At 72.5% G+C, this 11,473-nt stretch carries 11 protein-coding genes; 7 read left to right on the top strand and 4 right to left on the bottom strand.

The window, feature by feature from the left end:
• The first annotated feature begins 249 nt into the window (after window positions 1-249).
• A complete protein-coding gene (locus tag FV234_RS23690; RefSeq protein ID WP_246686291.1) occupies window positions 250-1,137 on the top strand; it encodes a hypothetical protein in 888 nt (295 codons plus the stop codon).
• A gap of 222 nt (window positions 1,138-1,359) precedes the next feature.
• Window positions 1,360-2,523 carry a cystathionine gamma-synthase gene (gene metB, locus FV234_RS23685; protein ID WP_147764705.1) on the top strand — a complete coding sequence of 388 codons (1,164 nt, stop codon included), beginning with the start codon at window positions 1,360-1,362 and terminating at the stop codon, window positions 2,521-2,523.
• Window positions 2,524-2,748: 225 nt separating this feature from the next.
• Here metB and FV234_RS23680 read toward each other — a convergent pair whose 3' ends face one another.
• Window positions 2,749-3,192, bottom strand: a complete 444-nt coding sequence (locus FV234_RS23680; protein WP_147764704.1) for a helix-turn-helix domain-containing protein — start codon at window positions 3,190-3,192, stop codon at window positions 2,749-2,751.
• A gap of 85 nt (window positions 3,193-3,277) precedes the next feature.
• Here FV234_RS23680 and FV234_RS23675 point away from each other — a divergent pair, with 85 nt between their 5' ends.
• The gene (locus FV234_RS23675; protein ID WP_147832016.1) at window positions 3,278-5,056 is read left to right on the top strand and encodes a chloride channel protein; all 1,779 of its coding nucleotides are present in this window, start codon (window positions 3,278-3,280) and stop codon (window positions 5,054-5,056) included.
• A gap of 13 nt (window positions 5,057-5,069) precedes the next feature.
• On the opposite strand, the gene FV234_RS23670 is transcribed toward FV234_RS23675, so the two are convergent.
• Genes FV234_RS23670 through FV234_RS23660 form a run of 3 tightly spaced genes read right to left on the bottom strand, consistent with a single transcriptional unit; the run spans window position 5,070 to window position 8,667 of the window.
• On the bottom strand, window positions 5,070-5,729 hold the full coding sequence (locus FV234_RS23670; RefSeq protein WP_238272944.1) for a hypothetical protein: 660 nt from the start codon (window positions 5,727-5,729) through the stop codon (window positions 5,070-5,072).
• The gene (locus tag FV234_RS23665) at window positions 5,717-6,397 is read right to left on the bottom strand and encodes a DUF1214 domain-containing protein (protein ID WP_147764702.1); all 681 of its coding nucleotides are present in this window, start codon (window positions 6,395-6,397) and stop codon (window positions 5,717-5,719) included. The genes FV234_RS23670 and FV234_RS23665 overlap by 13 nt, the downstream gene beginning before the upstream one ends.
• A 5-nt stretch (window positions 6,398-6,402) precedes the next feature.
• Window positions 6,403-8,667, bottom strand: coding sequence for a PBP1A family penicillin-binding protein (locus FV234_RS23660; RefSeq protein ID WP_147764701.1), 2,265 nt, complete (start codon window positions 8,665-8,667; stop codon window positions 6,403-6,405).
• Window positions 8,668-8,927: 260 nt separating this feature from the next.
• Between FV234_RS23660 and FV234_RS23655 the strand changes: the two genes are divergently transcribed.
• The 4 genes from FV234_RS23655 (at window position 8,928) to FV234_RS23640 (ending at window position 11,305) form a co-directional block, all read left to right on the top strand.
• Window positions 8,928-9,419 (top strand): YcgN family cysteine cluster protein, encoded by a 492-nt coding sequence (locus FV234_RS23655; RefSeq protein WP_147764700.1) that lies wholly within the window; start codon window positions 8,928-8,930, stop codon window positions 9,417-9,419.
• A gap of 137 nt (window positions 9,420-9,556) precedes the next feature.
• Window positions 9,557-10,159 carry a TetR/AcrR family transcriptional regulator gene (locus FV234_RS23650; protein ID WP_147764699.1) on the top strand — a complete coding sequence of 201 codons (603 nt, stop codon included), beginning with the start codon at window positions 9,557-9,559 and terminating at the stop codon, window positions 10,157-10,159.
• A 133-nt stretch (window positions 10,160-10,292) separates the two neighbouring features.
• A complete protein-coding gene (locus tag FV234_RS23645; RefSeq protein WP_147764698.1) occupies window positions 10,293-10,520 on the top strand; it encodes a hypothetical protein in 228 nt (75 codons plus the stop codon).
• A 101-nt stretch (window positions 10,521-10,621) separates the two neighbouring features.
• A complete protein-coding gene (locus FV234_RS23640; protein WP_147764697.1) occupies window positions 10,622-11,305 on the top strand; it encodes a type 1 glutamine amidotransferase domain-containing protein in 684 nt (227 codons plus the stop codon).
• Window positions 11,306-11,473: the final 168 nt, after the last annotated feature.

Raw genomic sequence — 11,473 nt, 5'->3', positions numbered from 1 at the left:
GCCGCGCTCCGCTCCGACACGCCGACGCCGGAGGGTCCCCAGCGCGCACCGCTCGGCCGCGTCGTGCCGTTCGCGGCCTCCGCCCGGTCCCGCCGCCGCCCCGAGGCCGGCGAGCGCCGCGGCGAGATCCTGCTGTTCCTCGGCGTGCGCTACGAGCGCCTCGCCTCCTGATCCGGCCTCCGGCGGGCGATCCGCCGGGTCCGCGTCTCAACGCCCAGTCCTCACACCGACACCCGAACGAGGCGGTCCATGCCGAGCCAGGCCCGGCGCGTGCCGGTTCCGATCCCGGGCGCCCGGCGCCGCACGAGCCCGGTCGCGACCTGCGCGGTCACCTCCGCGTTCCTCACCGCGCTCCTGGCGGCCTGCGCGCAGCAGGGCGATTTCGGCCGCCCGAAGGCCGGCGCCTGGAACGCGCTGGTCGAGACCACCGGCACGCTGGCGGCCCGCGAGCGCGGCGAGCCGGCCTCCGCCTTCCCGCTGACCGACGACGAGCAGACCCTGCGCGCCCGCGCCTGGCGCTTCCTGATGCCGGCGGCGCCCCAGGCCGCGTTCATCGACGTGCTCGCCAACCTCACCCGCGCCCGCGTGCTGCCGCCCTCCTGGCGGCCGGGGGACGTGGCCGCCTACCATGACGGGCTGGTGGCCGAGCCCGCGCGCTCGCCGGTCTCGCGCTACCGCCGCCTGTCCGAGGACGCGGTCGCCGACGCCCGGTTGATCCCGCCCTTCGTCGCGATCGCCGCGCGGGTGATCGACGCCGACGCCCTGCGCCTGCGCAGCCTTCCCTTCGCCAAGGCGCTCGACGACGACGACGTGCGCAACGCCGCGATGCGGGTCGCCGAGAACCGCTGCCTCATCGCCTGGGTCCGGCTGGAGACCGCCGAGCGCACGGCGCGCTACCGCTACGCGCTGGAGCACCTCGTCGTCGCGGTGCCGGGCCCCGAAGCCGTGGGGGCGGAGCGCGGCGTCGCCGGGTTGGCCGCCCGCCGCACGCTCCTCGATCCGCTGCTTCCGCCCGAGGCCGCCTTCCGCTGCGGCCTCGTTCCGGGCGAGGACATGGCGTTGCCCGAGGCGATGCCGCCGCGCGGGGGCATCGCCGCCTCGGGTCCGCCGGTGCGGCCGTTGGTCGTGAAGGATTAATACCCAGTCTCACGGGTCAAGACCCATGAGGTCCGACGGACTCCCGCCGCCCCGCAGTCGCGGGGGCCCGAACCCCGATGAGCCGAGCTCAGCGAGGTTTGGTATGAGCCTGAGCGGATCTTTGCATCGTTTTGTTGTAAGGCCGTTTCGTCCTCTATAAAGAACGCTTCGGCGGGGCCTTCGGATCGCACCGCGAACCGATTCCCGGGAGGACCAGACGCGATGACCGAACCCAGAGATCCCCGCACGATCGCCGCCACCAACGGCGTGGCCGCGGACACGTCCTACGGCGCCGTCATCGCCCCGATCCATCTCTCGACGACGTACAAGTTCCCGGCCTTCGAGAAGCCGGGGCCTTACGACTACTCGCGGCTGGGCAACCCGACGCGCGACCAGCTCGCAGACACCCTCGCCAAGCTCGAGGGCGGCGCCCGCGCGGTGGTGGTGTCGAGCGGCATGGCGGCCCTCGACCTCGCCCTGTCGAGCCTGCGGCCGGGCGACCTCCTGGTCGCCCCGCACGATTGCTACGGCGGCACGCACCGCCTGCTCAGCCTCCGCGCGGCGCGCGGGCACTACGCGGTGGCCTTCGTCGACCAGACCGACCCGGCGGCCCTGGAGGCGGCCTTCGCGAGGAAGCCCAAGGTCGTGCTGATCGAGACGCCGAGCAACCCGCTGATGCGCGTCGTGGACATCCGCCGCGTCACCGGGCTCGCCCGGGCGGCCGGCGCGCTCTCGGTGGTCGACAACACCTTCCTGTCGCCGGCCCTGCAGCGGCCCCTGTCGCTCGGCGCCGACCTCGTCGTGCATGCCACGACCAAGTTCCTCAACGGCCATTCCGACGTCGTCGGCGGCGCGGTGGTCGCGGCGGACGCCACCGTCGGCGACGAGCTCGCCGCCTGGGCCAACACCATCGGCGTCACCGGCTCGCCGTTCGACGCGTACCTGACGCTGCGGGGCGTGCGCACCCTGTTCGTGCGGGTCGAGCAGCAGCAGCGGACCGCCGGGCGCCTGGCCGCGTTCCTCGCCGGGCACCCGGCCGTCGCCGCGGTGTACTATCCCGGCCTCGCCAGCCACCCGGGCCATGCGCTGGCCCAGGCCCAGCAGAGCGGCTTCGGCGCCATGCTGAGCTTCGAACTCGTCGGCGGCCGCGAGGCGGTCCGCCAGGTCGTGGGCCGGGTCCAGGTGTTCACGCTCGCCGAATCGCTCGGCGGGGTCGAGAGCCTGATCTCGCACGCCGAGACCATGACCCACGCCGCCATGGACCCCGAGGCCCGCGCCATCGCCGGCATCACCGGCGGCCTGCTCCGCCTGTCGATCGGCCTCGAGGCGGAGGACGACCTCCTGGCCGACCTCGCCCAGGCGCTCGACGCCGTCCAGGCGGGCTGACCGCGGGTCCAGGGACTGGTTGATTTCACAGACGAGCCGTTGAGGCGCGGGTCCTCTCTCCCGTCCGGGAGAGGGACAGGGTGAGGGGCCAGGTTTCTCCGGAGAGGCCGCACCCCTCACCCCAATGCTCTCCCGGACGGGAGAGGGGGGCGCGCCTTCGCCTCGAACGATCCATTCGGGGCCGTACCGCGGGGCTGCTCAAACGGTCTCCGCTCCGCACCATCATCACCCCGCGTCGGAGCGGCCGTGCACGCGGTCCAGCGCCGTGGCCAGGGCGGTGGCGAGGGCCGGCTCCAGGGTCTGCAGCTCCGCGAGGTGGGCCGTCGTCAGCTGCTGCAGCACCGCCATCGCCTTCGGGGTCAGCGACAGCGCCATCCGCCGGCGGTCGCGCGCCTCCGCCGCCTTGGTCAGGAAGCCCTTGTCCACCATTCGCGCGACGAGCTCGGCCGCGGTCTGCGGCGCGATCAACAGCTGCTCGGCCACGAATCCGACCGTCGGCGGCCCGTCGTGGCCTGCGATCGCCAGCAGCGCCTGATGCTGCTGGGCCGGCAGGCCGACCTTGCCGGCCGCCGCCTCGCTGAAGGCGAGGAAACGCCGCAGCTCCAGGCGGAAGCGCGCGATCGCGGCGTAGGCCTCACGCGAGAGGACCGAGCCGGCATCCGAATCCATCGTCCACCTCCAAGCGTGGGGTTCAATATATCGGGTTACGATATATATATGGGGCCGTACCGCATCCTACAGGAGGTTCAGCCGCATGCCGGTCTCGAAGGCAGCCCCGCCCGCCGGGCGTCGCGTTCTGGGTGATTTCCGCACCGACCGACGCCTCTTCGTGCTGTGCGCCATGGCGGTCGTGGTCGGCCTCGGCGGCACGGTCGCGGCCTGGGGCCTGCTCGCCCTCGTCGCCTTCGTGACGAACCTCGTCTGGTTCGGCCGGATCGATGTCGGGGCGACCTCGCTGGCCGGGGCCACGCCCTCGCTCTGGATGGTCTGCGTGCCCCCGCTCGGCGGCCTCGCGATCGGCCTGATGGCGCGGTTGGGCTCGGAGAAGATCCGCGGCCACGGCATCCCGGAGGCGATCGAGGCGATCCTGATCGGCGGCAGCCGGATGTCGCCGAAGGTCGCGGTGCTGAAGCCGGTCTCGTCGGCTATCTCGATCGGCACCGGCGGCCCGTTCGGTGCCGAGGGGCCGATCATCATGACCGGCGGGGCGATCGGCTCGCTGTTCGCGCAGTTCTTCCACCTGAGCGCCGCCGAGCGGAAGACGCTCCTCGTCGCGGGCGCGGCCGCCGGCATGACCGCGATCTTCGGCACGCCGGTCGCCGCCGTGCTGCTCGCGGTGGAGCTGCTGCTGTTCGAGTGGCGCCCGCGCAGCTTCATCCCGGTGGCCGCCGCCGCCGTCACCGCCACGATGCTGCGGCCGAGCCTGTTCGGGGCCGGGCCGCTGTTCCCCTTCGCCGCCGACCCGGCACTGCCGTGGTGGGGCTTGGCGGCCTGCGTCGGCGTCGGCCTCGCCGCGGGGCTGCTCTCGGGCGTGCTGACGACGCTGCTCTACGCCCTCGAGGACGCGTTCGAGCGCCTGCCGATCCACTGGATGTGGTGGCCGGCGCTGGGCGGCCTCGCGGTCGGCCTCGGCGGGCTGGTCGAGCCGCGGGCGCTCGGCGTGGGCTACGACGTCATCGCCGACCTGCTCGGCGGCCACATGGTGCTGACGGCCGTGCTGCTGATCCTGGTCGTGAAGGCCGCGATCTGGCTCGTGGCGCTGTCCTCGGGCACCTCCGGCGGCGTACTCGCGCCGCTGCTGATCCTCGGCGGGGCGATGGGCTGGCTCGCCGGGTCGGCCCTGCCGGGCGACCCGGGATTCTGGGCGCTCCTCGGCATGGCGGCGATGCTCGGCGGCACCATGCGGGCGCCGCTCACCGGCACGCTGTTCGCCGTCGAGCTCACCGGCGACGTGCACGCGTTGCCCGCGCTGCTGGCGGCCTCGGCCGCGGCCTACGCCGTGACGGTGCTGCTGCTCAAGCGCTCGATCCTGACGGGGAAGATCGCCCGGCGCGGCCAGCACGTCACCCGCGAGTACGGCATCGACCCCTACGAGTTCACCCGCGTCGCCGAGATCATGGTCGCGTCGGTCGACACCCTCGGGGCCGACATGCCCGTCGCCAAGGCGGTGGCGGCGATGGAGGCGGGACGCCACCACGCCTACCCGGTGGTGGACGGCGAGAACCGCCCCGTCGGCCTCGTCACCCGCGGCGACGCGCTGCTGTGGCGGACGGATGGCGGCGACGGTTCCGAGCGCCTTGGTGAGCGGGTCTCCGACGCGTCGCTGGCCGTCGTCCACCCGGGCGACGTCACCGCGCACGCCCTCGACCTGATGCTGACGACGGGGCAGGGGCGCCTGCCGGTCACCGATGCGGAGAGCGGCACGCTGGTCGGCCTCGTCACGCGCAAGGACCTGCTGCAGGTCCGCGCCGCGGTGAACCGGTCCGAGGCGGAGCGGCAGGCCACCTTCGTCAGGCGGCGCAGGGCGGCGTGAGCCGAAGGCCGCGTCAGCCGTTCGGCTTGGCGCGGCCGGCCGGCGGCGGGTTGGTCGGCGGTGGGTTGGCCGGCGCGGGCTCGGGGTCCGGCTCGTCCGGGCTGTCGGTGGTGCAGGAGACCGCCTGCACCGCGTCGTTGGCCGCGGCCCGCTGGCTCGGCAGGCCTGCGATGACGCGGACGACGACGAAGCCCTGGTCGCCCGGGGCGACGATGCGCACGTCGCGGCTCGGCTCGTTCTCGTCGTCGTTGGCCAGGGCCGCGTCGTACTGCGCCCGGGTCAGCACCACGAGGTCGAGGGCGCCGCGCACCGCGGCCTGGTCGGTGACCGCGTAGAAGGCGCCCTTGCGGCCGTGCACCGCCAGCGACAGCATCATCGCGCCGGTCCGGGCCGAAACCCGCATCGGGCCGTCCTCCAGGTCGTAGGCGCAGACGCCGACCGCCACGGACGGGTCGGGGATCGGCAGCCACGCCTCGGCCGGGGCCGGCTCGCCGTGGGTCGCCAGGGTGTAGACCCGCTGCGGGTGCTCCAGGCTCTCGCTGGAGCGGGCGCGGGTGAGGGCGTCGGTCTCCGACAGGGCCGGAATCGCGAACACCGTCGCCACGTGGACGATCCCGGCGAGCGCCAGCCCGCAGGCGGTGGCGTAAACGACGCGCAGGTTCACGAGGCGCATCCCATCCGGGTGATCGCCGGCACCGCGTCGCGGTCGAGGGTCCCGGCGCTGGCGGCCACGGGGGTGTCGTAGAGGCGCAGCGCCAGGCGGATCGGGCCGCTGGCGCGCGGGCTCGGCAGCCAGTTGCCGGGCTCGACCTCCGAGCCGACGACGATGGCGAAGCGCCCGTCGGCCTCGCGCAGGATCTCGGTGGAGGTGAAGCCCTCGCGTAAGCCCGGGCGGCCGGGCTCGGGTGCGCCGCGGCCGGCCGCCGTCAGGGTCCAGGCGCGGGCGGGCGGGGTGATGCCGGCGACGCGGTAGGTGCAGGTCGCGTCGAGCGCCCGGCCCGAATCGTCGACCGCGGCCGTCAGCAGCAGCCCCTCGCCGACCGCGAGCGGCACCTCGCCCCGGCGGGCGTTGACGGCGCGGGTGTAGGGGTCGGCCGCGGTCGAGCCGGCGCGCGGCCACGCGGTCCAGGCCCCCACGGCGACGCCGCCGAACGGGTAGCCGCCCCGCGTCGCCCAGTCGGCGCTGGCGAGCCCGAGCCCGGCGCCGAGCGCCAGGGCGTAGAGGGCGAGCGCCGCCGGCGAGGCGCCGGAGACGAACCCGGCGGCCTGGCCGGCCCGCGCCCGGGGCGTGCGCCGCGTCCCCTCGGCCGCATGTGCGGCCGGTTCGGTTCCCGCCACCATCGCCGTCACCGGGTCTCGAGGCGGCCGCCGACGGAGCGGGTGCCTTCGGCGACGTCGCGGGTCGTGACGGCGGGCGCCAGGCTCGCACCCGGGCGCGGCTCCGAGGCCGGCTTGGCCTCGCCGGCCTCGGGCCGCGCCCGCTCGACGGTGCGGAACAGGCCGTTCAGGCCGCCGATCACCTCGAAGCTGCGGCGCGAGAGCTTGCCGTAGCTCGTGGCGGCCGGGTCGGTGGGGGTCGAGGCGGCGGCCTGGGCGGCGGCGGCGTTCGGGGCCTTGAGCCCCGGCAGCGGTTTCAGCTCGATGCCCTGGTGGGCGACCTCCAGCACGTCGTGCCAGGCGGTGGCGGGCAGCGAGCCGCCGGTCATCTTGTTGGTCGAGGTGTGGTCGTCGTTGCCGAACCAGACCGCGGCGACGTAGTTGCCGGTGTAGCCGACGAACCACGCGTCGCGGTAGGCGTTCGTGGTGCCGGACTTGCCCGCGACCTTCATGCCTTCCAGCTGCGCGCGGCGGCCGGTGCCCTCCTCGACCACCTTGTTCAGCATGTAGTTCATGTCGGCGACGACCTGGGTCGAGAGCACTTGCTCGGGCTTCTCGTCGTCGTGGCGGTAGATCACCTCGCCGCTCGAATTCTTCACCTCGGACGCCGCGTAGGGCTTGGCCTTGCGCCCGCCGTTGGCGAACACCGCGTAGGCGGCGGCCTGGTCGATCACCGTGACCTCGGCCGAGCCGATCGGCAGCGACACCGAGTCGACCAGCGGCGTGGTGATGCCCATGCGGTGGGCCGTGTCGATGATCTTGGCGCGCCCCGCCTTCGCGGCCTGGAAGTCGCCCTTGATCCCGAGGCCCTTGCCGATGGCGATCGAGACCTTGATCGGGATGGTGTTGATCGATTTCGCCACCGCGAGCCACATCGGCTGGCGCCCTGAATAGGAGCGGCCGTAATTCTGCGGGCACCAGTTGCCGAGGCAGACGGGGCTGTCGACCACCACCGTGTCGGGCCGGAACAGGCCGGAGTTCAGCGCCGCCGCGTAGACGTAGGGCTTGAACGACGAGCCGGGCTGGCGCAGCGCGTCGGTGGCGCGGTTGAACTGGCTCTCGCCGTAGTCGGCGCCGCCGACCATGGCGCGCAGCGCCCCGTCGGGATCGAGGATCACCATCGCCGCCTCGTCGACGTCGTAGGCCTCGCCGGACTTGCGCAGGATGTCGGCCACCACCTGGTCGGCGCGCTTCTGGATGCCGAGGTCGAGCGGCGTCTTCACCGTCAGCACCCGGTCGGTCTTGAACTTGCCCGCATCCGCCATGGCCTTGATCTCGCCGAAGGCCCAGTCGAGATAGTAGTCGGCGGTGATGTCGCGGGTGCGCGTCACCGGCGTCGCCGGGTTGCGCAAAGCCGTCTGGATCTGCCCTTCGGTGACGAACCCGGCCTCGACCATGTTGTGCAGCACGTCGACGGCGCGCGCGCGGGCCGCCGGCAGGTTGACGCTCGGCGCGTACTTGCTCGGCGCCTTGAACAGGCCGGCCAGCATCGCGGCCTCGGCCAGGCTGATGTCCTTGAGCGGCTTGCCGAAATAGTAATCCGCCGCCGCCACCGCGCCGAAGGTGCCGCCGCCCATGTAGGCGCGGTCGAGGTAGAGCTTGAGGATCTCGTTCTTCGTCAGGTGGCTCTCGAGCCACAGGGCCAGGAACGCCTCGTTCACCTTGCGCTCCAGCGAGCGCTCGTTGGTGAGGAACAGGTTCTTGGCGAGCTGCTGGGTGATCGAGGAGCCGCCCTGGGTGCTGCCGCCGCCGCGCGAGTTGTTGACGAGCGCGCGCAGCGTGCCGATCGGGTCGATGCCCCAATGCTCGTAGAAGCGCCGGTCCTCGGTCGAGACCAGGGCCTTGATCATGATGTCGGGGAATTCGTCGAGCTTGAGCGAGTCGTCGTGCTTGATCCCGCGCCGCCCGACCTCGGTGCCGTAGCGGTCGAGGAAGGTGACCGCGAGGTCCTGGGCCTTGAGCCAGTTGTCGCTGGTGAGGTTGAAGGCCGGCTGCGCCAGCGCGAGCATCAGGATCGCAGCCCCCGTGCCGAGGGTCACGCCCTCGCTCGTCAGGTCGAGGGCCACCCGCTTCCAGCCGCGGAAGGCGAAGACCTTCATCCGCTCCTGGAAGCGGCCGTAGACCGCGCCGCCGGAGACGCCGCTGTCGTACAGGCCCGCGTTGACCCAGGCGTCGAAGGCCAGCGACGCGTGCTTGATGCGGGTGAGGAGGCGGGAGACGTTCGGCAGGCGCACGACGGGGTTCCGGCTCCTTGAGACGCCTCGACGGACCCGCGGACGAGGGGACCGTGTCCCTCTCTACCAAGCCGCGGGGCCTTTCGCGAGATGGAACGCGGCCTGCGCGGCGATGGGTCCGGCGGGCGCCGGGGAAAGGTGGCGTCAACCTTGATGGCGGATTGGGGCGCCCCGGTGGCCGGGTCGCGGCCGGGTTGCACCCGCGCCCGCCTTGCGGCACAGGGGGCGCTTCAGCCCCTGTCACGTGAGAGGTGTTCCCGATGGGGAACCCCAAGCCCGCCCCCGCGGGCGCCGCCCTGCCGTTCTGGCGGGAGAAGACCCTCGAAGCGATGACGCCGGCCGAGTGGGAGAGCCTGTGCGACGGCTGCGGCCGGTGCTGCCTCTTGAAGCTCGAGGACGACGATACCGGCGAGGTCCACCACACCGACGTCGGCTGCACCCTGCTCGACGGCCATGCCTGCCGCTGCCGCGACTACGCCAAGCGCCAGGTCCGGGTGCCGGATTGCGTCCGGCTCACCCCCGAGGCGGTGCGCACGATCCCGTGGCTGCCGCCCACCTGCGCCTACCGCCTGATCCGCGACGGCGAGCCGCTGTACGACTGGCACCACCTGATCTCGGGCTCGCGCAACAGCGTCCACGACGCCGGCATCTCGATCCGCGGCCGGATGGCCGGCAACGAGGAGGAGTTCACCGACGACGAACTCCCGGACCGGATCGTCGAATGGCCGACGGCGACACTCGGAAAGCGGTAGCGGCGAGCCGCACGGCCGGGTTTCGACCGAGGCGGGCGGCGCCTGCGAGGCCGCCTGCCGAGCCCTTCGCAAGCCCTTTGCCAAAAAAATGAAAGCTGCCTCTAGACGACCGGTCTAATTCGATCTATCTCGCCGTCATGCCACGCGACGCCGCACACACCGACACCCGCCAAGAGATCCTCAACACCGCCTACGGCCTCGTCGGCGCGAAGGGGTTCTCCGGGGTCGGCCTCAACGAGATCCTGACCACGGCCGGCGTGCCGAAGGGATCGTTCTACCACTACTTCGGCTCCAAGGAGGCCTTTGGCGAGGCCCTCTTGGCGGACTACTTCGAAGCCTACCTCGCCGACCTCGACGCGACGCTCGCCGAACCGGGCCTGAACCAGGCCGAGCGCCTGATGAACTACTGGCGCAAGTGGCAGGCGACGCAGGGGAGCATCGACTACCAGCGCAAGTGCCTCGCGGTGAAGCTTGCGGCGGAAGTCTCGGACCTGTCCGAGGCCATGCGCCTCGCCCTCAAGGGCGGCACCGCGGGGATCATCGAACGGCTGTCGCACGCCATCGCGGCGGGCGTGGCGGAAGGGTCGCTCACGGTCCAGGGCGAGCCGCAGACGACCGCCGAAGACCTGTACCACGTCTGGCTCGGTGCGAGCCTGATGGCCAAGATCGTCCGGACCGACGCCCCGTTCGAGGCCGCCATCGGGACGACCCGCCGCCTCCTCGGCCTCGCGCCGCACTGAACCCACCCGCGTTCCAACGATCCCGAGACAGTATCCTTTTACGCCGAAGTTTGAGACGACCGGTCTACTCAAAACGAAAACGAGCCATCGTCCCCGGGCCGGCGGGGAGCCAGCAGCCAGACGGAGACATCCGATGCCCCACCCCACGAAGACGATCGTCGCCGCCACCCTCGCCGTCGGGCTGATGGCGCTCCTCACCCCGCGGGCCGCGACCGCGCAGGAGCGGATCATCCTGGAGACCATCGGCGCGGTCCGCATGGTCCGGTTCGAGGAGGTCCGCGGCGCGAACCCGGAACTCCGCCCCGCGCCAGCTGCGCCGGCGCGCGATCCGGCCGCCGAACGCCCCGTGAAGGCGCGCTAAAATCCGCCCGCCTTCCCCAAGTCGCCGCCCCGCGCGGACCCGGCGAACGGCCCGACCCCCAAACCTTTTCCCTCCCCAAGCGAAAACCTCGGAGAACGACCATGAAGATCCTGATGGTGCTGACCTCGCACGACCGCCTCGGCGACACCGGCCGGAAGACCGGCTTCTGGCTGGAGGAGTTCGCGGCCCCCTACTACGTGTTCAAGGATGCCGGCGCGGAGGTGGTGGTGGTCTCGCCCCAGGGCGGCCGCCCGCCCCTCGACCCGAAGAGCGCCGAGCCGGACTTCCAGACCGACACGACGCGCCGCTTCGAAGCCGACGCGGCGGCCATGGCGGTGCTGGACGAGACCGGCCGCCTCGACGCCGTCAGCCACGAAAGCTTCGACGCGGTGTTCTACCCCGGCGGCCACGGGCCCCTGTGGGACCTCGCCGAGGACCCGGCCTCGATCAAGCTGATCGAGACGACGCTGGCGGCCGGCAAGCCCGTGGCCCTGGTCTGCCACGCCCCCGGCGTCCTGCGCCACGCCAAGGCGCCTGACGGGAAGCCACTGGTCGACGGCCGCAAGGTCACGGGCTTCACCAACACCGAGGAGGAGGCCGTCGGCCTCACGGAGGTGGTGCCGTTCCTGGTCGAGGACGAGCTCGTGCGGAACGGCGGCCTCTACGCCAAGGGCGCCGACTGGGGACCCTTCGTCGTGGCGGACGGCCTGCTCGTCACCGGCCAGAACCCGGCCTCCTCGGGCCCCGCCGCCGAGCGTCTCGTCGCCCATCTCGCCAACCGCTGAGGTCGCGGGCGCCCTCGGCGGGCGCCCGCTCATGATCGCCGCCGGCCCCCCCCCAGTATAATATAAAAAAAAGAACCAGACCACCAACCAAAAAATTTAAAAATAAGTGGTGGCCCGATAAATAAAAAAAAAAAAGGGGGGGGGGGGGGGGGGGGGGGGGGGGGGGGG

The sequence above is a fragment of the Methylobacterium sp. WL8 genome, assembly GCF_008040045.1.
Classification (GTDB): Bacteria; Pseudomonadota; Alphaproteobacteria; order Rhizobiales; family Beijerinckiaceae; genus Methylobacterium; species Methylobacterium cerastii.
The sequence above is the reverse complement of the archived record's forward strand: the minus strand, read 5'-3'. Positions and strand labels throughout refer to the sequence as shown.